Annotated in this window: 23 protein-coding genes and 2 pseudogenes; 21 read left to right on the forward strand and 4 right to left on the reverse strand. The window is 34.9% G+C overall.

Annotated elements, in window-relative coordinates:
• Positions 1-86 precede the first annotated feature (86 nt).
• The 5 genes from HMPREF9333_RS09990 (at position 87) to HMPREF9333_RS13370 (ending at position 7918) form a co-directional block, all read left to right on the forward strand.
• Positions 87-968 (forward strand): ABC transporter permease, encoded by an 882-nt coding sequence (locus HMPREF9333_RS09990; protein ID WP_005541752.1) that lies wholly within the window; start codon positions 87-89, stop codon positions 966-968.
• The gene (locus HMPREF9333_RS09995) at positions 969-1784 is read left to right on the forward strand and encodes an ABC transporter permease (protein WP_005541754.1); all 816 of its coding nucleotides are present in this window, start codon (positions 969-971) and stop codon (positions 1782-1784) included. It begins immediately after the preceding gene.
• A gap of 114 nt (positions 1785-1898) precedes the next feature.
• Complete coding sequence (locus tag HMPREF9333_RS10000; protein WP_005541756.1) at positions 1899-2954, forward strand: ABC transporter ATP-binding protein; 1056 nt, start codon at positions 1899-1901, stop codon at positions 2952-2954.
• 51 nt (positions 2955-3005) lie between these two features.
• Positions 3006-3872, forward strand: a complete 867-nt coding sequence (locus HMPREF9333_RS10005) for a nucleoside hydrolase (protein ID WP_005541758.1) — start codon at positions 3006-3008, stop codon at positions 3870-3872.
• A 143-nt stretch (positions 3873-4015) separates the two neighbouring features.
• A complete protein-coding gene (locus tag HMPREF9333_RS13370) occupies positions 4016-7918 on the forward strand; it encodes an N-acetylmuramoyl-L-alanine amidase family protein (RefSeq protein WP_005541760.1) in 3903 nt (1300 codons plus the stop codon).
• 235 nt (positions 7919-8153) lie between these two features.
• Here HMPREF9333_RS13370 and HMPREF9333_RS10015 read toward each other — a convergent pair whose 3' ends face one another.
• The 3 genes from HMPREF9333_RS10015 to HMPREF9333_RS10025 form a co-directional block, all read right to left on the reverse strand.
• The gene (locus HMPREF9333_RS10015; protein ID WP_005541763.1) at positions 8154-9281 is read right to left on the reverse strand and encodes an ABC transporter substrate-binding protein; all 1128 of its coding nucleotides are present in this window, start codon (positions 9279-9281) and stop codon (positions 8154-8156) included.
• Positions 9282-9449: 168 nt separating this feature from the next.
• Complete coding sequence (locus tag HMPREF9333_RS10020) at positions 9450-10211, reverse strand: ABC transporter ATP-binding protein (RefSeq protein ID WP_005541765.1); 762 nt, start codon at positions 10209-10211, stop codon at positions 9450-9452.
• Entirely contained in the window at positions 10211-11239 is a 1029-nt protein-coding gene (locus HMPREF9333_RS10025) for an ABC transporter permease (RefSeq protein ID WP_005541766.1), read from the reverse strand. Before HMPREF9333_RS10025 ends, HMPREF9333_RS10020 begins: the two co-directional genes overlap by 1 nt.
• Before the next feature lie 436 nt (positions 11240-11675).
• Between HMPREF9333_RS10025 and ppdK the strand changes: the two genes are divergently transcribed.
• From ppdK to HMPREF9333_RS10105, 16 genes and pseudogenes are all read left to right on the forward strand, one after another.
• The gene (gene ppdK, locus HMPREF9333_RS10030) at positions 11676-14309 is read left to right on the forward strand and encodes a pyruvate, phosphate dikinase (protein WP_005541769.1); all 2634 of its coding nucleotides are present in this window, start codon (positions 11676-11678) and stop codon (positions 14307-14309) included.
• Positions 14310-14542: 233 nt separating this feature from the next.
• Complete coding sequence (locus tag HMPREF9333_RS10035; RefSeq protein ID WP_005541770.1) at positions 14543-15049, forward strand: DUF6075 family protein; 507 nt, start codon at positions 14543-14545, stop codon at positions 15047-15049.
• Complete coding sequence (locus HMPREF9333_RS10040) at positions 15015-15194, forward strand: hypothetical protein (protein ID WP_005541771.1); 180 nt, start codon at positions 15015-15017, stop codon at positions 15192-15194. The genes HMPREF9333_RS10035 and HMPREF9333_RS10040 overlap by 35 nt, the downstream gene beginning before the upstream one ends.
• Before the next feature lie 28 nt (positions 15195-15222).
• Positions 15223-16005: a ParA family protein gene (locus HMPREF9333_RS10045; RefSeq protein ID WP_005541772.1), complete on the forward strand. Its 783-nt coding sequence runs from the start codon at positions 15223-15225 to the stop codon at positions 16003-16005.
• A complete protein-coding gene (locus HMPREF9333_RS10050) occupies positions 15998-16876 on the forward strand; it encodes a ParB/RepB/Spo0J family partition protein (protein ID WP_005541773.1) in 879 nt (292 codons plus the stop codon). The genes HMPREF9333_RS10045 and HMPREF9333_RS10050 overlap by 8 nt, the downstream gene beginning before the upstream one ends.
• A gap of 16 nt (positions 16877-16892) precedes the next feature.
• Complete coding sequence (locus HMPREF9333_RS10055) at positions 16893-17951, forward strand: DUF6017 domain-containing protein (RefSeq protein WP_005541774.1); 1059 nt, start codon at positions 16893-16895, stop codon at positions 17949-17951.
• Positions 17952-18174: 223 nt separating this feature from the next.
• The gene (locus HMPREF9333_RS10060) at positions 18175-18978 is read left to right on the forward strand and encodes a KilA-N domain-containing protein (protein ID WP_005541775.1); all 804 of its coding nucleotides are present in this window, start codon (positions 18175-18177) and stop codon (positions 18976-18978) included.
• Between the two features lie 87 nt (positions 18979-19065).
• Positions 19066-19551: a PcfB family protein gene (locus HMPREF9333_RS10065; RefSeq protein ID WP_005541777.1), complete on the forward strand. Its 486-nt coding sequence runs from the start codon at positions 19066-19068 to the stop codon at positions 19549-19551.
• Between the two features lie 20 nt (positions 19552-19571).
• Positions 19572-19901 (forward strand): annotated as a pseudogene (locus HMPREF9333_RS12725) (VirD4-like conjugal transfer protein, CD1115 family); the annotation flags it as partial.
• A gap of 59 nt (positions 19902-19960) precedes the next feature.
• On the forward strand, positions 19961-21799 hold the full coding sequence (locus HMPREF9333_RS10075; RefSeq protein ID WP_005541780.1) for a recombinase family protein: 1839 nt from the start codon (positions 19961-19963) through the stop codon (positions 21797-21799).
• A gap of 81 nt (positions 21800-21880) precedes the next feature.
• Entirely contained in the window at positions 21881-22063 is a 183-nt protein-coding gene (locus HMPREF9333_RS10080; protein WP_005541781.1) for a transposase, read from the forward strand.
• Between the two features lie 167 nt (positions 22064-22230).
• Entirely contained in the window at positions 22231-22716 is a 486-nt protein-coding gene (locus HMPREF9333_RS10085) for a GNAT family N-acetyltransferase (RefSeq protein WP_005541782.1), read from the forward strand.
• A gap of 124 nt (positions 22717-22840) precedes the next feature.
• Entirely contained in the window at positions 22841-23161 is a 321-nt protein-coding gene (locus HMPREF9333_RS10090; protein WP_005541783.1) for a DUF3847 domain-containing protein, read from the forward strand.
• Between the two features lie 237 nt (positions 23162-23398).
• Positions 23399-24859 carry a MobQ family relaxase gene (gene mobQ, locus HMPREF9333_RS10095; protein WP_005541784.1) on the forward strand — a complete coding sequence of 487 codons (1461 nt, stop codon included), beginning with the start codon at positions 23399-23401 and terminating at the stop codon, positions 24857-24859.
• A 76-nt stretch (positions 24860-24935) separates the two neighbouring features.
• Positions 24936-25265 carry a PadR family transcriptional regulator gene (locus HMPREF9333_RS10100; RefSeq protein WP_005541785.1) on the forward strand — a complete coding sequence of 110 codons (330 nt, stop codon included), beginning with the start codon at positions 24936-24938 and terminating at the stop codon, positions 25263-25265.
• The gene (locus HMPREF9333_RS10105; protein WP_040882878.1) at positions 25252-25872 is read left to right on the forward strand and encodes a DUF2812 domain-containing protein; all 621 of its coding nucleotides are present in this window, start codon (positions 25252-25254) and stop codon (positions 25870-25872) included. Before HMPREF9333_RS10100 ends, HMPREF9333_RS10105 begins: the two co-directional genes overlap by 14 nt.
• 154 nt (positions 25873-26026) lie before the next feature.
• Here the strand turns inward: HMPREF9333_RS10105 and HMPREF9333_RS13675 are convergent.
• Positions 26027-26269 (reverse strand): annotated as a pseudogene (locus tag HMPREF9333_RS13675) (transposase); the annotation flags it as partial.

Genomic DNA, 26269 nt, shown 5'->3' on the forward strand with positions numbered 1-26269 from the left:
ATATACATCAGATTATATGAGATCGTATTAAAAACTAAGTATATACGGCAAATTATCTGCTGCCGTATTGGAGCCTAATCATACTTATGAAGAATAAAATAATACCGTATCTGCTTCTTATACCGCAGTTTATTTTAAGCGGATTGTTTATTGCAGGGCTTATAAATGCCATTATGATAAGCCTGGGCATAATGCCTTCGCTTGGACTTAATAAATTGACATTTGATTACTATATAAAAGCGTTTTTGAGAAAGGATTTATTTGATTCATTAACATTCAGCTTTTATACCGCTCTTGTGTCGGCATTGATTTCAACAGTTCTTGGAGTTTTCATATGTTATTTTATGATAAATACTAAAAGGGGGATTTCATGGATAGTTGAACTCCCTATAATTACACCTCATGTTGTAACAGCACTGTTTATAATAAGCATATTTTCACAAAATGGCTTTATAGCAAGGCTTTTATTTATGTTTAATCTTATAAAGGATCAGCAGGAATTTCCTGTGATAGTTTATAATTCAGGAGGGATAGGCATAATACTGGGCTATATATGGAAGGAAGTTCCTTTTGTTATATATTTTACAGCCTCAATAATGTCAAATATAAATGAGAAGCTTGGAGATGCTGCGGCAAATCTTGGTGCAGGAGCAGGAAGAATATTTTTTGAAATTACTCTTCCTCTTTGTAAAAATACGATTATAAGTGCTTTTCTTATAATTTTTGTATTTTCACTAGGTGCTTATGAACTACCTTTTCTTCTTGGAGCGACAAAGCCTAAGGCATTGCCTGTTCAGGCTTACGAACAATATCTGCATCCCGATTTAAGGAATCGACCTTATGCTATGGCATTAAATGGAATTATAATAGCGGCTGCTATGCTTTCAGCAGTATTTTATTATTTTGTATTAAAGTCGGATATAGATAAAAAGTTAAAAAATAAAAATTTAAATACCTGTATAATATAAATGAAAAAATATAAAAAGGATAGATATATATCAGGTGTTATTACAGCAATATTTGCGGCAGCGGTAATATTACCTGTACTCACGTTATTTGTATGGAGTTTTACTCAAAGATGGGCATGGCCCTATATAATACCGGGAAATTTTTCACTAAATGCGGTAATTGATGTATTTGAAAAGCTTAAAAAGCCGGGAGGTATACTTATCTCAGGTGTAGTTTTATCACTTATAACTGCATTATTATCGGTGATTATAGCTCTTATGAGTGCAAAGGCATTACTTTTTTATAATTTCCCGGGAAGAAATGCCCTGTTATTTGGCTCGATACTTCCCTTCATTGTACCGGCAAGTGTATTTTCAATGGGAGTTCAGCTGCTATTTATAAATCTGGGACTTAATAATACCTTACATGGTGTTATGATTGCTCATCTAATCTATTCACTGCCATACGCATTAAGGCTTATAATGGATGCTATGTCGGCAATAGGGGAAAAATATGAGGAACAGGCAAGAGTACTTGGTGCCTGTGGGATAAGGGCATTTGTTGATATAACTGTGCCCATGCTGCTTCCGGTATCATTAACTGCATTTTGTATGGCATATATAATTTCATTCAGTCAATATTTCCTGACACTCTTAATTGGTGGAGGACGAGTAATTACATTTACTATAATTATGGTGCCCTATCTTACATCAGGAAACAGGAATTTTGCTTCCGCATACAGTCTTGTATTTTTAGGGATTAGTGTGATTATATTTATGCTTTCTAAAAAAGCTGCCGCTATATCTAACAGGCAGTTAAAGACACAACTTTATTGACGTAATGAAATATAAAAATACTCACATGATACATAAAACAAAATATAAAACAAAATATAAAACAAAATATAAAATATAATATTTAATAAGATCAAATAAGAAAGTTGTAAAGTTATGGGACTTGTGATAAAAGATCTTAAAGTAAGTCTTATGAAATCGGAAATACTTCATGGTATAAGCCTTGATGTTAAAGATGGTGAGCTTGTATCGCTGCTGGGGGCATCCGGTTGCGGAAAAAGTACACTTCTTAAAGCAATTGCAGGACTGACTGAAACTGATGGCGGAATCATAGAAATAGATGGTTCTGTTGTAAATGAAACAGCTCCTGAAAAAAGGGGAAGCGTGATAGTATTTCAGGATCTTAGGCTTTTTCCGCATATGGATGTAGGAAATAATATCGCTTTTCCTATGAGACTTAGAAAAATGTCTGTGAGGGATATTGAAAACAAAGTAAAGTCTCTGCTACATGATGTGCATCTTGACGGATTTGAAAGGCGACAAATATCTGAAATTTCAGGCGGGCAGATGCAAAGGGTGGCACTTGCAAGAGCAATTGCGGCACAGCCTAAACTGTTGTTGCTTGATGAGCCGTTTTCAGGGCTTGATGAAGAGCTGAGAATTGAAATGGAAAAGCTGGTTGCCGGGCTTCATAAAAAAATGGAAATAACTACAGTGCTTGTAACTCATGATAAGAGGGAGGCATTGTATATGTCGGATCGTGTGGCACTTATGGACTGCGGAAATATACTTCAATATGATACCCCACATAATATTTATTATAATCCCAATTCAAAGAAAACTGCCGAGTATTTTGGCAGAGTAAATTATATAAAGGGGAATATCAAATCCGGTATTTTTACTTCTAACTCAGGTATATGGAAAACAAAACCGGGTGATATATCTGATGATACGATTGAGGATGGAGAATATGAGGCTTTGGTAAGACCGCATAATATAGGAATTATAAAAGACGGTGGCAGATATGTCGTTAAGTCGATATCTTTTATGGGAGAATTTGAAGAGATATCAATTGATACAGGGGATAAAACTGTTTTTATAATAGCGACCGGGGGCTACTGTCTGAGCAATAGTATAAGTATCGGTAATTATGCAGGCATAAGTATAGAAGCCGGTATGGTAAAATTTTTAAAGGCGGATATTTTAAAATAAATATAATGCATTTTTTCTGATTTTAAAGGGATATAATATGAGGATAAATAAATGAAGAGGATAATATATGACTGCGATAATACTTTTGGTATAAAGGATTGTGATGTAGATGACGGGCTTGCACTTATATATCTGCTAGGTTCAAAAGAGGCAGAGCTTTTAGGTGTGAGTACAACCTACGGAAATAATCGTACAGATGTGGTTTTTGAAAATACAAAGCGTATGCTAAGAGATCTTGGAAGAACTGATATTCCTCTTAAAAATGGAGGGCTCTCAAAGGGCGATTATAACAGTGAAGCGGCGGATTTTTTAGTTGAAACTGCACAGCATTTTAAAGGAGAGCTTTCAATACTTGCCACAGGTTCAATGACAAATCTGGGAGCAGCTTATAAAAAAGACAGAAACTTTTTTAAAAATATAAAGGAAATTGTTATGATGGGGGGAATTACAAGTCCGCTTGTATTTGAAAAGAAAATAATGGATGAGCTTAACCTTTCATGTGATCCTGAAGCGTCTGAAGATATTTTAATAAATGGCAAAAATGTATCTGTAATTACCGGAAATAACTGCACCAAAGTGCTTTTTGAAAAAAGTGAATATAGGAAGATCCTTATGAATTCGGACAAAAAGATAGCTTCCTATATACTTTCTGAAACTGACAGTTATTTTTCATATAATGATGATTGTTACGGTATAAAGGGATTTTATAACTGGGATGTAACGGCAGCGGTATATCTTATGCATCCTGAATTATTTTATGATCGCATAGGCAGCTTTAATATAAAAACAGATGATCTGAATACAGGTTTTTTAAGATGTGAAAATCCCGGAAATTGTATGCTTAATCTGCCTGAAGTAAAGGAGACTGCTTCATTTAAGGACAGTATATACAAAACATGGTTTAGAGTTGAGATGTAGGCAAATGTCGGGGTATATCTAAGAAATGGTAATTGATTTATCGTTTTCTTAGATAAAATAAATTTTCTTAAAAATATAAAATAAATTTACTATCAGAAAAATAAAATATAAAACAGATTTAACAATTTAAAAAGGAGCTTTATATGAAAAATAAAATATTTAATAGATTTTTATGTATAATATTATGCTGTATTATGATTATGATGCCGATTACAGCAGTATTAAATGAGATAACAGTATATGCACAGGACATGGATGCTATGTTTATGCTTCAAGATGAGAACGGGCAGATGGTTAGCGACAATATTGATTTTATAATACAGGATTCATCAGGTATAAAAAGAGAAATTTATTCTGTAAACAGCATGCTGAATGTAAAGCTTACTGTTGAACAAAAATATATTCTTAGCCTTAAAAGCGATCAGGATTATACTATGGAACCACTGGAATTTATATTTGGTGAAGAAGGTCCGTATAAAGAAGATTATAAAGAAGAAATCATTACCAGTATAATTCTGAAGCATAATATTAATAAAGATGAAGAAAATACAGGTATAGGTCTTGAAAGTATTGTTATAAGAACCTATAAGGGAACGGAAATACTTAAAAATTCTGCTTTCAGACTTTTTAGGCTTGACTCAAATATTCCAAATGTAATTAAAAGTGATAAAACGGATGATGAGGGCAGGTACGAACTTAAAGACTTTGAACCTGAAACCGAATATATAATAGGGATGGAGAATAACAGTTTAAAATTTGATAAAGACAGGGTTAAATTTAAGACTGATAAAAATTCAAAGGTAGTAAGTATAAATGGAAAGGCGGTTTCAGGAGAAGAGGATTCCGAAATTAAATTTACAGGATATCCAAAAAATTCGGACAGTTTAAAAACTAAGGAAGTAAAATTTAGAGTAGTTGATATGGAAAGCGGGGAACCTGTGGAAGGTGTGGAACTTACTGCAAATGTTTTGACACCTAAATTAAGTTCATATAAAAATGTCAAATCGGATCAGGAAGGTTATGCAGTATTTAAGCTTGAAGGGCAGGAAGGCGGAAAGAGCTATACTTTATGCGTATCAAAAAATGCACAGTTTATGTGGAAATTTGAGCCTGACCAGATTACAATATATGTTGATGAAGCCGGAAATGTAAAAATTGAAGGCGATGTAGAGCCTGTTTTTAGAGTGAAAAAGGAGGATAGAACTTATTTAATAGAAGCATTGAAGGATAAAATAAAATCTGCCGAAAAATATATAGCTGAAAATGAATTTACAGATATCTCAAAGCTTAATGAGCTTAAGGCTGTAATAAAATCTGCTAAGGAAGAGCTTGCAAAGCCGGAAACTATACCTTATTACGTTGAAGGATTTATAAAATCTATAGATGAGTCAATAGAGAGATTATCACATTATAAAAAAGAGGCTAATAAACCAAAGACATCAATATTAACGGCGGATGCGGATAAGGTTGAGCTTCCTTCTGAAGGTGGAAGTATTACGATTACTCTTATGACAATGGGTAAGCCTGATAAAAATCTTATAAGGATGAGGGCGGAAGTATCAGGAAAAGAGGAAACTGTTTCTGATTTTAATGTTTCAGGAGATAAAGCTAAAAAGACGGTTACATTTACAATACCTGCAAACAATTCAAATAAAGAAAAAAATTATATTTTAAGATTTAATTCTACAGGTTCGCAGGAAGTATTTCAGCATGAACCGACAGTTAATATAAAAGTGGCAGCAGGCAATATACAAGAACCTGGAAATATAGAGAGTATAAGAGTTTCTAAACCGGAACTTTCGCTTGAAGGAGGAGAAACAAGTATTACCGTAAAGGGTACAAATTTAAAAAATGGGACTCTTGGAATTAAAGTATATAAAATTGAAGGAAATGATAAAATTGAGCAGCCTGATATATCATCAGGGTGTGAATTTAACGGTAATGACCGTGTGCAGACGGCATATATTACATTTCCTCCTGTTGCAAAAGCAACAAAATACCTTATTCAAGCGGGATTTGACGGTAATATGACACATGAGGCTGAAATTACTGTTGGAAATAAAATAAGCAATGAGACAACTGTTATAAATCCGTCAAATGTGTATATTGATAAGAGCGGCAGCATAATAACATTACTATTTGATGAAGATATTTTTCCGGTAAACGGACTTGAACAGTTAAAAGCTGCGGTAAGCATTGCGGTTGACGGAAATGATTATAAAGTTCTTGAGTCTGAAGATAAAGTTGAAATAAATAAAAATAAAATCATTATAAATTTAAATAAAAAAATTGATGTAGGCAGTAATTCAAAAATAAAATTTAATGAAAGGGCTATAAAGGATAAACTTGAGAGGGATAATAAACTATTTGAATTTATTATTAACAAGAATAATCCTGTAGTCGAAAAAGCAGAGTTTATAGAGGGTGAAACTTTAGGCTATAACGGAGGTAATGTTAAAATAAGACTTTCAGGTACAGATCTGATAGGCAGCGGAGCTTATGCAACCAAGGTTAAGGTTATAAAAAATGAAAAACTGCATAATAAAAGTGATGACATAGCTGCACAGGTAGAGACAATAAGCACTATGGAGCAGATTATAAGCTTTGAACTTCCTCAAAATGATACAGCCCGTGTACAAAATTATACAGTGCAGGTTTCACTTGATGGAGGCAGAACTTATAAATCAGATTTAGGTTTAAATATATATGACAGGACCAAACGTCTTGTATGTGCGGTTTTACCCCAAAATGCAGATCCTTTAAAGCCTGCACTCGGATTTATGTCTATACAGTCATATGGAACGTCAGGAGGCGGAAGTGATGTGCCTGATATTACACATACAAATACACCTGTCGGACAGGAGAGTAAAAAAACTTTTGTATATGTATATGGTACAAATCTTGACAGTAAGCTTACTAAAGTAAAAATAGTCGATAAAAACAATATTGAATGGACACCTCTTAATGAAGCAGGTTCTGACAGTTTTAACCAGTTTATAATGATTGGTTTTAATCATACCGGAATTGACGGAAACGGGAATAATCAGATGCTTGAAATTATATGCCCGAATAATATTGCAGGTGATAATACATTTAAATATCTTATAGCAGTTGACGGTAAAAATTTTGATACTGAGGTCTATGTTACGGCTACAGTTATAGATGATAAATCAGGACTTAAAAATAAACTTACAGAGGATAAAATTAAAAATATAAAAATAAATTATATTGATGAGTCAGGAAAAACTCTGATGCCGGAAAGATATGTAAAGGGCTATGAATGGGCAAAAGTACTTGCATTTAATATTAAACCTGAAAATATAGAGGGTTATAAATGGGTGAAATATACTGTAGGAAAAAATAATAAAAGCCGGACAGTATGGACTGAACAAGAAAATCTAAGCGAATATGATGGTCTGTACCTTAGAGATGCGGATGAAATTAATTTTATATATAAAAGCGAAGGTTTAAAGCCTGAAAATAAAAATCCTAATCAAGGCAATACTGATAATAATCAGAATTTAAAACCTCAAAAGGAAGCGGAAACTGAAATAAACCCCGGAGCTAATCATGGAAATGAGATAAAACCTGAAAACCAAATAAACCCCGGAGCTAATCAGGGAAGCGAGATAAAACCTGAAACTGAAAAGAAACCTGAAAATAAATCTAACAGCGATAATAAAATTTCTGAGAATAATAAAAAAACATATAGCGGTTCATCGGGAAGATCTTCTTCAGGTTCTTCATCACTGGTTATTAGATCAGCAAAAAGACCTGATAAAAATAATAAAGGAAGCTGGATAAAAGATGGAAAGGGCTGGTGGTATAAATTTGAGGACGGTTCATGGCCGGCAGAAAGATGGGTTCAGATTGAATACGCAGGCAAGCTGAATTGGTATTATTTCAACACCCAGGGATATATGGCTGTTGGCTGGATAAACTCGAATAATAACTGGTACTTCCTTGATAATTCAGGTGCAATGCTTTCAGATACTGTAACTCCGGACGGATACAGAGTGGATTCAAATGGAGCGTGGACAAGGTAACATATAGCTTATATTTCCATGAGAGATGTATGTTTTGTATCTTCCTTATGTTCAGTATGTTATAGAGAAAGCGTATAAAATTATATTTATAATACATATAAAATATCCTCCTTACCGGTTTGTCCGATAAAGAGGGTATTTTTATATGTTGTTAAACAGAAAGTTTTTATAACTGCAAATAGTGAGTCAAATTTAGCAGGGTTTTTTATACATGCTCCATGCTCAAGTTCTACATTTATTTCTGGAGCAGCGGATCCCATATTTTGGCAAGTGCCTGATCGGTATCTATACTTGAATCAAGTATACCGAATTCTTTGTAGTCATTTATAATATTTTTAAGTGTTGTTTGTGTATCCTCATCAGAGATTTTAAAGTTATAGGTATTTGCTATTTCAAGAACAAGCTTACGATCACCTGATGCCCAATTATTTTCAAGCATTAAGTCTACAAATTCTTCCTTATTATCCTCGATCCAGTTGCTTGCATTTTGATGTGCTCTTGTAAGTTTCTTTGCAGTTATAGGATTTTTTTCAAGGAAATTTGAATTAATAGCATGTATACAGCAGGGCTCATGCTCAAAATCTTTGTCAAAGGTAAGGGAACGTATTATTTTAATAGTGTCGTTATCTACAAATTTCTTAGCAAACTGGTCATTTAAAATGGCAGCCTGAACCTCATTATTCAGCATCGCCTGAACTACGGCATCACTTGTTACAGCCTTAAAATTGACATCTTTAGGATTTATATCATCATGGTTTAAAAATCTTAGTGCTATATTATGATCCGAGTTTCCTATACCGTCAGGCAGACCTACGGTTTTTCCTTTAAGATCCGAGGTTTTTTCTATTGAAGAGTCGGCAAGTACATAAAGTGATTTGCATCCTGTATGGCAGCCGGTGGTAAATGTTGCATTTACACCGTTTACGGCAGGCACTAAAAATGAAGCTATATGATCTCCTGTAACATCTACTTGTCCGGTTCCTATAGCATCCTGCTGGCTATTCATATTTACAATTTCAGTTTTAAGACCTTCGGCTTCATAAAATCCCTTTACTTGTGCTATACCGAAAGCGCCTAAGCAAAGACCGCCATTATAGCCTATTTTAATTGTCTGACCGTATGCAGGTTCTTTTTTCCATGCTTCTTCCTCCTCAGCACTTGACATTGAGCTTTGAACTACGGCTGATGAATCGCTGTCCGTTTTATTTGAGCTTTGATTTGAAGCACTGCCGGGGGTATTTGAGGCGGATGAGTTTTGTCCGACCTGGCTCTTACAGCCTGAAAGAGCTGCGGTCAAAAGCATCAAGGCTAAAAGTCCTGTACCGCTTTTTGCCTTTAAAAGCTTGCTGTTTGATTTTTTCATAAAATAAATTCTCCTTTTATAACATATAAATTTTATTTTGCTGAATTTAGTTTTTAAAATTCAGTTTAAAAGTTAAATTAAATATTTTTTAAAAATTTTAAATTCTGACTGTTAAGTTTAATTTAGTATATTCAGAGATTTTTAAGCTATATACTGAATTTTATTTAATTAAACCTTGCTTTTACCGAAATCAAGAGATTCAAGTATATGTATACGGTAGTCAATAAACTGTTTTCCGAGACGTTGCCTTGGATATTTAAGTTCTATTTTTAGGTCTTCGATAATCCTGCCGGGGCGAGGTGCCATTATTATTACACGATTACCCATATATATGGCTTCATCTACATCATGTGTTACCATGATCATCATATTTTTATTTTTATGCCACATAGAAAGCAGCTCATCCTGCATATTCATCCTTGTAAATGCATCAAGTGCTCCAAGAGGTTCGTCAAGCAGAAAAACTTCAGGCTCATTTATCATAGTCCTTACAAGCGCAACTCTCTGTGCCATGCCACCTGAAAGCTGGTGAGGGTATGCATTTTTAAATTCATATAATCCTGCAAGCTTAAGCATGTATTCTGTTTTTTCTTCAAGTTCTTGAGTTTTATGACGCATTCTCAGACCGAAATTTATATTTTTTTCAACTGTAAGCCAAGGAAAAAGTGTAGGTTTTTGAAATGCCATACCTCTTTCAGAACCTGTTGTTTTTATTTCATTGCCGTTTAATGATATACTTCCGGTAGTTGGCTGTATAAGTCCCGCTATAAGTCTTAATATAGTTGATTTTCCACATCCGCTGGGACCTACTATACTTATAAATTCACCGGTATTTACAGTAAGGTCGATATTACCAAGTGCATGTGTTATACCGCTTTCATCATATGTACCTGCAAAACTTTTAGATATATTTTTAAGTAAAAGACTCATTACTGAACTATTCCCTCCTGCCAGCGTAGCACTCTTTTTCTAATAAGGTTCATGATGTAATTAACAAGCACGAAAATAATACATATTATAACTATTGCCGCATACATCTTTGCATATTGTGCCCAACTTTTCTGCCAGGTTATATACCATCCAAGTCCTGATTCGACACCTATCATTTCTGCTACCAGAAGTGCAGTACATGCACTGCTCATTGCCTGCATGAGTCCCTGAAATATATTGGGTACGGCAGATGGTACTGCTATATGCAGTATAAGCTGCCTGCCGCCTGCCCCTAGCGTTTTTGCGGCATCATAATATGCATTATCTATATTTCTGATACCTGTAATTGTGGCAAGAGTAACGGCGAACCAGACTCCGAGTGCTATTATAAATACACTTCCTTTAAAAAGTGAGGTTGCAAGTACCATTACTATAGGTATCCATGTAGTTGAGGGTATGGCACCAAAAAGCTTCATAAAAGGCTCTATCCAGTAATTTATCTTTTTGCTGTAACCGCATGCAATCCCGGTGATTATGCCAATGACCGCTCCTGTAATATACCCTGTAAATAAAAGAATAAGTGAATTTTTTATACAGTCAAGAAGGTAACTTCTGTCGTTTATAATTGCATTTAATATCTGATCAACCCATGGGAAGTAGGGAAGCATAAGTGTTGAGCTTTTAAGGGTCAACAGATCATACAGCATAAGCAGCACAAAAACCAGAGTATAAAAAGGTGCTTTGTATAAAAGTATGTAAAACAGCTGTTTATTAAAAAATGAGCCTGCGAAGCCCAGTAGTGCAAGTGAAGTCAGTACGGATAAAAAATATACATATGTGTAGCTTGCATAGTTGTTTTTATAGTTTGGTACATACATATATTCAAGCAGGGCGATTATTCCTGATAATACGGGAAGCAGGCATATAAATCTGTCAAGCAGAAGCTCTGTTTTTGTTTTTGACCGGTTTTCAAGCTCAAAAAGTTCCTGTCTGGTTAAGGCATGGTGTTTGCTTTTATCATCTGCCATTTATATTTATTTTCCTTTATATTTATAGTAGTAGTTTTCCATAGACCCTCTCCAAGGTCTTTATATATACTGAGTCATAGTTGATTCCATACGGCTTTTCGCAGGTTTTGCTATGATATTTAAGTGATGTTAAAAAGATAAGTATTAAAATGCTTTTTAAAATTCTACTTTAATATTAATAAATAGTGATAATTTATTAACCATCATAGAGCGTAAACAGTAGGATTAATATATCTTTAAAACATACATTTATATACATCTTTGTGTTTAAAAATATTATAAAATATTTTTAAACATCAAAATAACACAGTATACTTCAAATAAGTATTATAAAGAAAATTTGAAAATATTGCAATACAGATTTTTAGGAAATATCTACCAAAAGAATTTAAAATATGATATAATCTTATGTAAGAAATTTAATGGAGGTCAGCTTATGGCAAATAAATGGGTATACTTATTTGAGGAAGGAGATGCGGGAATGAGGAACACTCTTGGTGGAAAGGGTGCAAATCTCGCTGAGATGACAAGACTCGGTCTTCCTGTTCCACAGGGCTTCACTATAACAACTCAAGCCTGTACTCAATATTATGAAGATGGGCAAAATATCAATGATGAGATTATGGAGCAGATTCTTGACCATATTACAAAGCTTGAAAAAATCACCGGCAAGAAATTTGGAGATAAGGAAAACCCTCTCCTCGTTTCAGTGCGTTCAGGTGCAAGGGCTTCTATGCCGGGTATGATGGATACTATCTTAAACCTTGGACTTAATGAAGAGGTTGTCGGTACAATTGCTAAAAAATCAGGCAATCCTCGTTGGGCGTGGGATTGCTATAGAAGATTTATACAGATGTATTCAGACGTTGTTATGGAAGTCGGAAAGAAGTATTTTGAAGAGCTTATTGACAAAATGAAGGCTCAAAAGGGAGTAACAGAGGATGTAGAGCTTACTGCAGAGGACCTTAAGGAGCTTTCAGATCAGTTTAAAGCTGAATATAAGAATAAGATCGGCTCAGATTTCCCCACAGATCCTAAGGAACAGCTTATGGGTGCAGTAAAGGCAGTGTTCCGTTCATGGGACAATCCAAGGGCAAATGTTTATCGCCGGGATAATGATATCCCTTATTCATGGGGAACCGCAGTAAATGTTCAGATGATGGCATTTGGAAATATGGGCGATACATCAGGTACGGGAGTTGCATTTACGAGAGATCCCGCTACCGGTGAAAAACATATAATGGGAGAGTTTCTTTTAAATGCACAGGGTGAGGACGTGGTTGCAGGTGTGCGTACACCACAGCATATAGATCAGCTTAAAAGCATGATGCCTGAGGTTTATGAACAGTTTCTAAGTATATGCAAAAAGCTTGAGAATCATTATAAGGATATGCAGGATATGGAGTTTACCATTGAAGACAGGAAGCTATATATGCTGCAGACCAGAAATGGTAAAAGAACTGCTTTTGCAGCACTTAAGATAGCGTGTGATCTTGTTGATGAAGGTATGATCACTGAGGAAAGAGCAGTTTCAATGATAGATCCGAGGAACCTTGATTCACTTCTTCATCCTACATTTGATACAAATGTACTTAAAGATATCAAACCTATTGCAAAGGCACTTGCGGCTTCACCTGGTGCGGCAAGCGGTCAGGTAGTATTTACTGCCGAAGATGCAAAAAAATGGACACTTGAGGGAAAAACAGTTGTACTTGTAAGACTTGAAACTTCACCTGAGGATATTGAAGGAATGAAGGCTGCAAAGGGAATACTTACAGTACGTGGAGGTATGACTTCACATGCCGCTGTTGTAGCAAGAGGTATGGGCAAGTGCTGTGTGGCAGGATGTTCTGATATAGCTATGGATGAAGCAAATAAGGTATTTAGGCTTGCAGGCAAGGAGTTCCGTGAGGGTGATATAATATCATTTGACGGAACCACCGGAAATATATATGAAGGTGAGATACCGACTGTGGAAGCTAATATAGTAGGAGAATTTGGGAGGATAATGGGATGGGCTGATAAGTACAGAACACTTAAAGTGCGTACAAATGCCGATACCCCCTATGATGCTGCAAAAGCAAGGGAGCTTGGTGCTGAGGGCATAGGACTGTGCCGTACCGAGCATATGTTCTTTGAAAGTGGAAGAATTGATGCTTTCCGTGAGATGATATGTTCCGATACCGTTGAAGAAAGAGAAACCGCACTTGCAAAGATACTTCCTGTGCAGCAGAAGGATTTTGAAGAGATTTATGAGGCACTTGAGGGAAATCCTGTAACTATAAGATTTCTTGATCCTCCTCTTCATGAATTTGTGCCTAGTGATGAGGCGGATATTGAAAAGCTTGCAAAGGCAAAAAATAAAACGGTTTCACAGATTAAGGATATAATACAGGGTCTTCATGAATTTAACCCGATGATGGGACACAGGGGCTGCCGTCTTACTGTTACTTATCCCGAGATAGCAAAGATGCAGACAGCAGCAGTAATACGTGCCGCTATAAATGTTAAAAAGGCACATCCTGAATGGAATTTAAAACCTGAGATTATGATTCCACTTATATCTGAGCTTAAAGAGCTTAAGTTTATTAAAAATATAGTGGTTGAAACTGCAGAGGCTGAGATTAAGGCTGCAGGTACTTCGGTAGAATATGAAGTTGGAACTATGATAGAAATTCCGAGAGCTTGTTTACTTGCTGATGAGATAGCAAAAGAGGCTGAATTTTTCTGCTTCGGAACCAATGACCTTACACAGATGACATTTGGTTTCTCAAGAGATGATGCCGGAAAATTCCTTGATGCATACTATGATACAAAGATTTTTGAAAATGATCCTTTTGTAAAAATAGATCGTGAAGGTGTAGGAAAGCTTATGGAAATGGCTTGTGAACTTGGAAAGAAAGAAAGACCGAATCTTCATATTGGAATATGCGGCGAACATGGAGGAGATCCTTCATCAGTTGAATTTTGCCATAAAATAGGTCTTGACTATGTATCATGTTCACCATTTAGAGTACCGATAGCAAGGCTTGCAGCAGCACAGGCAGCTATTGCGGAAAAGAGGAATTAGGCAGCAATATATTTATTTTTGCAGCTTAACGGTGAGGCGAGCGGATGTGCAGGCATTTATGGCTGAGCATCCCGAGTACACAAAGGCGAACAGATTTAAAGATATTGAAGTAAAAGTCTATATATAAAGTTCTGCGAGGGAAAGCATTTATTGCTTTCCCTTGTTTAATGTTTGGGAATAAGCACTTTTTATAAGTGTTTGTTCCCTTTTTTATATCTATAAGGAGGTTCAATATGAAGAACACAGCGTTAAGTGCAGAAAATAATGGCAAATGGTCTATTATATTTATTAGCGAAGCACATGAAAAATTCTACTATGAAAAATTAAAAGAAGTAAGGGAACAAGATGCCTACCATAAGGCTCTTTGCTATTGTCTAGGCATCAGCCCTGATACGAGAAGAAATATTAACAGTATTTATGATTTTAAGACCGGTGATATAAAAACAGAGTGTTTGCGTGAGGGGTGGCAAACAGGTAGCAGTATGAAGGTAGTGAGACTGGCATTTAACCTTTATTGTAACACTACACCAAGCGTAGATGATTATAAAGAACAGGAAGAACAGATGGATGAGTGTATGAAGTATACAGTAGAAGACTTGTTTTGCTGTACTTATGCACCATTCTTTTGGCAAGCGATACAGATTCGCTATCCTGACTACGCTAATTATAATTGTGAGATACAAGCTTTATTGGAGGTGCAAACTAATGCTGAAAATCAGATTGATGGGAACAAAGAGTGATATTGCATGGTTTCAAAAAATATTAAGTAGTGATAATAAAATAGAAGTTCTGGAGATATCAGAGCTTTATAGCAATAAAGGAACAAGAAAATATTACAGGGCTTATGCACAAGTGCAGAAAGTAAATTCGAAAAAAGACAACTAAAACAGTATAACAATAGGAGAATTATATCATGTGTAGAGTTATAGCTATTGCAAATCAAAAAGGTGGAGTTGGAAAAACCACAACAACAAGTAACTTGGGAATTGGGCTGGCAAGGCAAGGAAAGAAGGTTCTGTTGATAGATGCAGATGCACAAGGAAGCCTTACGGTAAGTCTTGGGATTAGGGAGCCGGATAGATTGGAAATTACACTTGCAACTATAATGGGAAACATTATTAATGATGAGGAAATAAGATCAGATTATGGGATTCTAAGCCATGATGAAGGAGTTGATTTTATACCTGGAAATATAGAACTTTCAGGTTTGGAAACTTCACTTATTAATGTGATGAGCAGAGAAACAGTACTGAGAACCTATATAGATTTGCAGAGAAACAATTATGATTATATTTTGATTGACTGTATGCCATCCCTTGGAATGATTACAATAAATGTTTTTACTTGTGCAGATAGTATTTTAATTCCTGTACAGGCGGCATATTTACCGATAAAAGGCTTGGAACAACTTATTAAAACTATAGGGAAAGTAAAGCGTCAGATTAATCAGAAACTTGAGATTGAGGGGATTTTGCTAACAATGGTTGATAGCCGTACCAATTATGCAAAAGATATCAGTAATCTGCTTATTGAAAATTACGGGAGCAAAGTTCATATATTTGAAAACAGTATTCCAATGTCGGTAAGGGCAGCGGAAATTTCTGCGGAAGGTGTGAGCATCTACAAGCACGATCCGAATGGGAAAGTGGCAAGTGCATATCAGTCATTGACAAAGGAGGTGCTTTGCAATGAATAAGACAGGAAGTGCCACAAAGGTAAAGCTTAACAGCTTTGATGATTTATTCGGGATTGAGCAGCCACAGTCAGGAATAGAGCAAGTACAGGAAATTGCATTAACAGAACTTCATGGGTTCAAAGAACATCCGTTTAAGGTATTGGATGATGAAAAGATGCAAGAAATGATTGAAAGTATTAGAGAGTATGGGGTATTGATGCCGGGTATTGCAAGACCGATGAAAGGTGGCGGTTACGAAATTATCGCCGGACATCGTAGAAAATATGCATGTGAAATGGTTGGACTCTCTACAATGCCGATGTTTATTCGTGATTATACAGATGATGAAGCTACAATTATCATGGTAGATTCTAATATTCAGAGAGAAGATATTCTGCCAAGTGAGAAATCAAAAGCGTACAGAATGAAATATGATGCAATGAAACATCAGGGAAGTAAAGCAGGTGGACTTACACTTGGAGAACTTGGAGAAGCGGCAGGAGAGAGTGCAAAGACGGTTCAGAGATATATATGGATTTCACGCTTGGCAGATGAGTTGCTTGATATGGTGGATACAAAGAAAATAGGCATCATACAGGCGGTTGATTTATCATTCTTATCAGAGGATGCACAGCAATGGGTTTTGGCTGTAATACAGGAAACAAATGTTATTATTACAACTCAGCAGAGTGCCATGCTCAAGGAAAGCGATAAAAAGGGGGAGCTTACACTTCCGATGGTTCGTATGCTACTTGAAAAAGAGAAAACTGTGGAGCGAAAGGTTATTATAAAAGCAGAGCGTATCAACAGTTATTTCCCTGTAACATATAGCAGAAAAGAAATAGAGAATATTATTTATCAGTTATTGGATAACTGGAAAAACAATCAGTAGAAAGGAGGAGCCGGGAATGAGTGAAATATTACAACTGGATTATTATTATGGGATTGAAGCGGAGCAGTTCTCATTCTATAGAGTTCCTCGCTTGCTTATTAAGGATGAACGATTTAAGAAATTATCAAGTGATGCAAAACTTTTATATGGTCTGATGCTTGATCGTATGTCCCTATCTATAAAAAATAAATGGTTCGATGATAATAATAGAGCATATATAATATATACCATAAATAGTATTATGGAAGATTTGGGATGTGGAAAGGAAAAGGCTGTTAAGGTTCTTGCAGAGTTGGATAATACTAAGGGAATTGGTCTGGTAGAGAAAGTTCGTAGAGGATTGGGTAGACCGGATATTATATATGTCAAGAATTTTGCTTCGCCGGAAGGAAATGTAGATAAAAAAGAGGCAGTAAACACTGATAAAATCACTGAAGTCGGAAAATCGGACTTCAGGAAGTCGGAAAATCAAACTTCAAGAAGTCAGAAAACAGGACTTCAAGAAGTCGGAAAATCAGACCTCAAGAAGTCAGAAAATAAAACCTTTGGAAGTTCGGAAATCGAAACTCAAGAAGTTGGAGAATCGAACCCTAATTATACTAAATATAATAAAACTGATTTAAACTATATTGAGGAGAATTATATCAATCCTATCATTCAATCCGGTTCAGAGAAGAATGATGTGATAGATGATGTACAGAAATGCATAGAACTGATCAAAGAAAATATCAGTTATAATCATCACATGCAATATGATAGTTATGGAGAAAAAGAACTCTATGATGAACTGTTTCAAGTAATATGTGAGGTAGTCTGTGTGCGGCGTCCGACAATCAGGGTAGCCGGAGAAGAATATCCGTATGAGCTTGTTAAATCAAGATTTTTGAAACTGGAAAGCAGCCATTTGGAGTATGTGATTGACTGTATGAAGAATACAACCACTAAAATCACAAATATCAAGGCATATATGATTACGGCACTTTATAATGCAACCACTACAATAAATCATTTTTATCAGCAGGAAGTAAATCACGATATGTATGGGGGAGGCTGGTGTAAAAAGGATATTATTTAAGGTAATGCTGTTATTGCTTTTGATTGTAGTGTAGAATAAAATACAAGATATATAAAGAAACTGTGTATCTGCTTTTTTTATAACTTCTGGTCATAATGTCCAGAAGTGGGAAGGAAGAAAAAAGGTACAGATAAGCGAAGATTATAAGGTATGACGACATAAAGGTTGCAGTGGGAAAATGGTATAATAGTTATAATTTATTTAAGAATTGAGAGGTAATTTTGTGTCTAAAATAAATGTTGAAGGATCTGAAATCAGCATTATAGCCATAGATGATAAAGATTATATTTCTTTAACTGATATGGTAAGGAATATTGAAAACGGTTTAGCTTTAATCGAGAAATGGCTAAGAAACAAAAATACCATAGAGTTTTTAGGTATTTGGGAGGAAATGTATAATCCTGATTTTAATTCCCTCGAATTCGAGGGAATTAAAAATGAAGCCGGACTGAATCGCTTTGTTTTATCGGTAAAACAGTGGGTAGAAAAAACCAATTCTATCGGTATTGTTGCAAAAGCAGGAAGATACGGAGGAACTTACGCACATAAAGATATTGCTTTTGAATTTGCTTCTTGGGTATCCCCATACTTTAAGTTGTATTTAATAAAAGAATTTGAACGCTTAAAAGAAGAAGAACAAAAGAAGCTTGGTTGGGATATAAAAAGAAATTTGGCAAAAATCAATTATAGGATTCATACTGATGCTATAAAGAATAATCTTATACCTGAAAAACTACCAAAGGAAAAAATCAACTTTATTTATGCAAATGAGGCTGATATTTTGAATATGGCTTTGTTTGGAATGACTGCAAAGGAATGGAGAAATGAAAATCCAAATTTAAAGGGAAATATCAGAGATTATGCGGATATATCTCAGCTCGTTTGTCTTTCTAATCTCGAAAACCTAAATGCAGTATTTATAAATGAAGGGATGAAACAGTCGAACAGATTGGAAAAATTAAATTCTGTTGCAATTGAGCAGATGAAAATATTATCTGAAGCTGAAAATGTAAAAAAGCTGAAGTAAAATGAATCTTAAAAGAATCCTGTAAAGAGGTGATTGGAGTAACATCTAACCACCTTTTTTCTTGTAATAAATGAAGGAGGTTAACTATTGATTAATGAAGAAGTAAGCAGACAGGTTATTGCCATGGTAGAAAGAGGAAACATAAGGACAGCCAAAATGGTAATAGACCTTATGAAGAAAATGTTAAATATGGCAGCCAAGAAAGGTAAAAGTCTAAAGGAATTTATAGAAGAAAAGAAACCGACAACTGTAAAAGATTTGGTGAAGAAAGGGAAGGTTGAAACCTTAGAACTAAATGACCTTGATTTTAAGGGCTTAAAAAGAGAGCTAAATAAAAACGGAGTAAAATTCAGTATAAAAAAAGATCTTACTACAGGAAATAATATCATCTTCTTTCAGGCAAAGGATGAAAAGGTTATGGAGCAGGCATTTAAGGAAGCAGTCGAAAAATTTGCCGGAAAGAATAAGAAAAGAGAATCGGTAATGGGTAAACTAAATCACTTTAAAGAAAAGGTGAAAAATGCACCAAAGAAAGATAAAATCAAGGAGAAACTTAATGAGCAGAGTTTGTAGAAGGAGGGGTAAATACGAAGATATTAGAAGCAACACTAAAAGATATAAAAAATATATTTCATATAAGAGATAAGAAAAAGTTTGTAATTCAAAACTTACCTTATCTCTTTTTATTTTATCCGGGAAACATCCTATCAGCACATGTTAGAAGTTATATAGGCGGAGATATTTTGGATAAGATTTTTAAGGCGATTTTAGAAATTGGCAAAATAAGTTTTATTCCAAGTATTCATTTAATAGATATAATGGTGGGAATAATAGTAGCAGCCCTAATCAAAGTAATTGTCTATACCAAAGGGAAAAATGCCAAGAAGTTTAGGCAAGGGAAAGAGTATGGATCAGCAAGATGGGTTGCATAATATTAACTGAACAGGAGTGATATATAGACACAAAAAAGGAGGATAACGCCATGATAGAATATGCAACCAAAATCACTGCGCTATACTCCCGCCTTTCAGTTGGTGATGAGGACAGGGACGGTGGCGAAAGCAACAGTATTGTAAATCAAAAGGCATTTTTAGAGAGATATGCAAGACAGAACAAATTGATGAACATTCGCCACTATATTGATGATGATGAAAGCGGCAGGTTCTTTGACCGTTCCGCCTATACACAGATGATAAGTGATGTAGAAAGCGGAAAAATCGGCATTGTCATTATGAAAGATATGACAAGGTGGGGGCGAGATTATCTTCAAGTAGGAAACGCTATGGAAATATTTAGAAGAAATAATGTACGGTTTATTGCCATCAATAACGGTATCGACAGTAAAGACCAAAATACATTGGAATTTGCCCCATTTATCAATATCATGTCAGAGTGGTATGCAAGAGACATCAGCAAGAAAGTAACAACAGGCATTAAGACCAAAGGAGCAAGCGGAAAGCCAGTTGCAACAGAAGCCCCCTACGGCTATATAAAAGACCCTGATAACAAAGATTTTTGGATAGTCGATAAAGAAGCTGCCGAAGTTGTAAAACTCATTTTTAGACTGTTTATGGATGGGAAAAACAGAAATCAGATAGCCGTTTACTTGAAAGAGAAAGAAATACTAACCCCAACCTTTTATATGAAACAGCAAGACAGAGGAACGGCGAAAAACAGAAAGCTGAATGAAGAAAACCGTTATAACTGGAACAAAGCAACCCTAACACACATACTGAAAAGGCAGGAGTATTGTGGCGATGTAGTCAACTTCAAGACCGAAAAGCATTACAAAGACAAACGAAACCACTATGTAGATAAAGATAAGTGGCAGGTAATCAAAAATGTGCATGAGCCAATCATAGATCGAGCTACTTATGAAAATGTACAACGGATATTAAAAAACGCACCTGTAAAAAGACCAAACGGAGATGGAGAAATCCACGCTTTATCCGGACTGATGTACTGTAAAGATTGCGGTACAAAAATGCACATCCGTACCATACACAAAAGCGGAAAAGTGCAACATGTAACCTATTGCAGCGAATATGCCAAAGGAAAATCCAAACACCCGAAATGCCATTCTCCCCACCGTATTGATATCGATGATGTGATGGAAAATCTCACAGAGGTTTTGCGAAAGATAGCACAGTATTCATTGGCAAATAAAGAAGAATTTGAGGCATTGGTAAAAAGCAGTCTTGCCAAAGAACAGACAGAAGAAATCAAAAAACAGAAAAAGCGTATACCACAAATCACAGACAGAATGGAACAGATAGAAAGAGTTATGAATAAGCTGTATGAGGATAATGCACTGGGAAATATCGAACCGAAACGCTATGAACAGCTATCAGAAAAATATGCAGAAGAATATTACAGCTTAAAAGCAGAACAGGAGCAAATAGAGGAACGCTTATCCGAATTTGAAAACGCCAACCAAAGAGCAAAGAACTTTATCAAACTTGCAGAAAGCTACTCAGATTTTGAAGAACTTACCCCCACCGCCATCAATGAATTTATCAGTAAAATTGTAGTACATGAACGAGATGTCAAAAGAGCAAAATATGCCGTTCAGCGTATTGAAGTCTATTTCAATTATATCGGAAAATTTGAAAATGAACTTACAAAAGAGATAGAGCCGACAGAACAAGAAATGATACAGATGAGGGAAGAAATCGAAGAAGCAAAGAAAGAAAAAACAAGAGCATATCACAGGGCATATTCCAAAGAATACCGATCTAAAAATATTGAAAAATTCAGAGAGTATGAACGGATAAAAGCACGAGAATACAGGGCAAGAAAGAAGCTACAAGCGGTAACCTAAAATTAAATATCAATCAAAATGAAAAGAGGTTTCCTAGATTACAGGAAATCTTTTTTTGTGCAAGTAAAAAGGAGGAATTGAATGACAGAAAAGCAAGAAGCACAGACTAAAGATGAACGAGTCATGTCCCGAAAACCTGATGGCATTTTAATAAAAAAGATTAGAGGAAAGACCTTTGTAAGCGAGATATATTTTGATAAAGAGAGCAAGGATACCTTTCAAGATAAGCTGTTAAAGATAGTGCAAGCGGAACGGAAAGAATAAAGGAAAAAGATAATTTTTGTATCTATCTTTTCTATTATTTTTCTGTATGTCTTGATGAATTCCTGAGGGCAAGTAGGAAATCTGAAAGTGGAAAAAAGCCATTGAAAATGGTATAATATTTTCAGATGATTTATAGAAAAAATTTGAAATTGTGAAGGTAAATAATAATGTTGAGATTAAAGCCTTATAATATAAACGATGCAGATATAATTCTTTCTTGGATTAAAGATGAAATAGATTTTTATAAATGGTCAGCAGGTGTTTTGGGCAAATATCCGATAACAAAAGAGAAGTTTGGGTTTGTTAATAATCTAATGGCTTTTACAGCTATTGAAGATGATAAGATAGTAGGTTTTTTTACAATGCGAAGACCTTCAAAAAGCTTTGATGAGTTGAGGTTTGGTTTTGTAATTATTGCCCCTTCAAAGCGTGGCAAAGGATATGGCAAGAAAATGCTTCAGTTAGGCTTAAAGTTTGCATTTGAAATTTATGGTACAAAAAAGGTTTCATTAAGTGTTTTTGAAAACAATGAATCTGCATATTTCTGTTACAAGGCAGTTGGTTTTGATGATGTAATTTTTGATAAGACAGAAACATATTATATTTTGGGAGAAGAATGGAAATGCAAAGAATTGATGATTGAAAATCAGTAAATCCCAGTTTTTATCTAACTTAAACAACTAAATACAAGCTGTAACATAGCAGTTCACAAAACAGTAAATCAAATTGGTTTACTGTTTTTTCTTTGCCAAAGAACAGAAAGAGAGGACAAGGAAAATGAAAAACATAGAAGAAAAAATTTTAATGGCAGATGAAGAAATCAAGCAGTTACAAAACAAAAGAAAAAAGCTCATCAGTCAACAGAAACAGGAAGAACGAAAAAAGAGAGATAGACGCATTTATGAAAAAGGAGCAGTCTTTGAAAGTATCTTTTCCGCAAGCAAAGACTTCACCAAAGACGAATTTTATCAACTCATTACATTTCCGAATATCAAAGAAGCAATCAATCAAAAAATCAAGAAAATCATGGCAATGCGAGAAGAAAGTGGAAATCAAAATACAGAAACACAAGAGGAAGAAACAGACATAGAGGAATAGTCCCTTGTTTACAAGGGCGCACTTATACACCCTAAAGGGTGTGTGCGTTCTCCGAAGGCTCTTGCAGAGAGCATATCAGCTAAAGCTGATACAGGGGAGCTACACTCCCCTACGGAAATAAATTTCCTACCCCTTGTGTACTTACCAAAAGAAATCGGATAAAAACAATCCGATTTTTTTAGTAAGTCTTTATCATCGCTACCCTGCCCACATCAAAAAGAGAGGAGGTTTTTTCTTATGGCGATATATCATCTTTGCATAAAGATTATCTCAAGAGGTAAAGACAAAAGTGCAGTAGCAGCTTCCGCCTATCGAAGTGGCGAAAAGATAAAAAACGAATATGACGGCATAGTCCACGACTTTACAAGAAAAGGCGGAATAGCACATACAGAAATCCTATTACCACAAAATGCACCACAGGAATTTTCAGACAGAGGAACATTGTGGAACAGTGTAGAGAAAATAGAAAAGAGTAAAAATTCACAGCTTGCAAGAGAAATAGAAATTGCATTGCCTAAAGAATTAGACAGGGAAAAACAGATTGAACTTGTGCGAGAATATGTAAAAGAAAATTTTGTAAAAGCAGGTATGTGTGCCGATATTGCCCTACACGATAAAAATGACGGAAACCCACACGCACATATCCTACTTACTATGCGACCGTTCAATGAAGATACAACATGGGGAGCAAAATCAAAAAAGGAATATATCCTTGATAAAAACGGAGAAAAAGTAAAACTCAAAAATGGCAACTACAAAACAAGAAAAATCAATACAGTGGATTGGAACGAACAAGAAAAAGCTGAGCAGTGGCGAAAAGCATGGGCAGACATTACAAACAAATATCTTGAAGAAAATAGCATACAGGAAAAAGTGGATCACTGTTCTTATCAAAGACAAGGCACAGAACAAATACCGACCATTCATTTAGGCGTATCAGCCACCCAAATGGAGAAGAAAGGCATAACTACCGACAGAGGAAATATTAACCGAGAAATAAAACATCAAAACAAGATACTAAAAGAAATCTCAAGAAGAATAAAAGCCTTGCTAAATTGGATAAGGGGAATTGGAAAAGAAGAAAAAGCAGAAACTCAAAATACAAAGTCCATCCTCCCTCCAAAAGAAAATCTACTATCCGTTTTTGAAAATCTTATCCATAAAAAAGCAGATAGCAATAACACAGATTTAGAAAAGTATGTTGAAAGCTATCAATTTCTTAAAGAGAAAAACATTGCTTCCTTATCTGAACTAAAGGAAAGTATATCGGCATTAAGAGATAAGAATTACAAGACCATAAGAGCCATTAAAGATACTGAAAAGAAAATAGATGACAGAGCACAGCTTATCGACCATGCCGAAAAATATTTGAAGCATAAAGACACCTATAAAGCCTATACCAAACTAAAGAAAAGCAAACAGGAAGATTTTTATAACGAGTATACGGCAGAGATTATTCTATTTGAAAGTTCTAAGAAATATTTGAAAGAGCATTTAGGAGAAAGCAAAACCTTAAATATATTCAAGTGGAAATCAGAAGTAATAACTTTGAGGAAAGAAAAAGATACCCTATATTCTCAAATCATAGATATGCGAAAAGAAGTAGAACGAGCAGAAAAAGTTAAGATCTGTATAGAGCGGTTGCAAGAACATTCAAAGCAACTAGCACAGAGCAAGAACCAAGACCTTGAATTATAAAAGTATTAGTTATATTGACAAATGATACGAATAGTGATATACTACGAATAGTGATATATAGAAAGGAAAGTAGAAGATGAGAGATAGTATATCAAGTGGAGCTTTAACTGAAACAACATTATTGGTTTTATTATCTTTATATAAGGAACTACATGGGTATGGAGTTAAGCTATTTATTGAAGAAAAAACCAATGGAAGAGTTGTTTTAGGAATGGGGACTCTATATGGAGCAATAAAGAATTTAGTTGAGAAAGGATGGATTGTTGAATCTTCAAGGGTAGATGGAAAAGTGAATTATATTATAACTGAATCAGGAAAAGAACAGGTTAAAAAAGAGGAAGACCGATTGTGTGAACTTCAATTATTGATAAAGAATATAAGGGGTGAAGAACATGAAGAAAATTAGATTTTTTTTGGATCCAATAAGTGAATTGGAAGTATGGTTAAATAAAATGGCTAAAAAAGGATATAGATTAAAAACAATAAATAATTTTATATATGATTTTGAAAAAACCGATAAGGATTATTCTTATTCAACACAATTTATAGGGACAAATTCTTCAAAGGAAAATAATGGCTATATACAAATGCTGAAAGAAAATGGAGCACGAGTATATAGAGCACCATTAAACCAAGGTAACATTGCTTTTGGGAAATTTAGACTCAGATTGTATGCACATGGAGATGGGAAAATAGCGAATTCTTTTCAAGGATATAATAAAGAAATATTAGTGGTAGAAAATGACGGAAAAGAACCACAAAAATTGTTGACAAATAAATCAGATTTGGCAGAGCAATATAAAGATATAAGGAATGCATATTTACAAGGGTTTATAATGTTGTTTACATTGTTTGCACTTTGTGTATATAAATTATACGATAGTAATTTTGAAGTATCCAAGATTGTTTTAAGTGGGCTTATCGGATTAGTTACATTGATAATTGCAATGATACTATTTAAGGCACAAAAAAACTATAATAAATATAAAAAGGAGTCTGATTTGATAGATTGATATTTAATTTCTGATTATGATATAAAAGGGGATGTGAAAAAACTCAATTGAGTTTTTTCGCATCTCCCTTTTTGCACTTATTGTGTATAAATGACTGAAATCATACGCAAAAAAAGCACACTTCCCCTACCCCATAGAAGTTCTTTTTTTGAATCTATGCGGCAGTTCTGTTTCTCATCTTTTTTTTCTGATATTTATATAAATTATGGCCTATCGCCACGAGTAAAACTTCCAGTTTGACTGAATGAATACCTCTTCGGATAATTCTCTTGTAACAACGGTCATTTTTCATAATTCCGAAAGTGCCTTCTGCTTGTATCGAACGGTTCATTCGTAATAACGCACCGTGGATACTTTCTAGGTTTTAATTACTTCCTGATGCATGAAGTAGTTCTGA

It is taken from the genome of Johnsonella ignava ATCC 51276 (assembly GCF_000235445.1).
Lineage (GTDB): Bacteria > Bacillota > Clostridia > Lachnospirales > Lachnospiraceae > Johnsonella > Johnsonella ignava.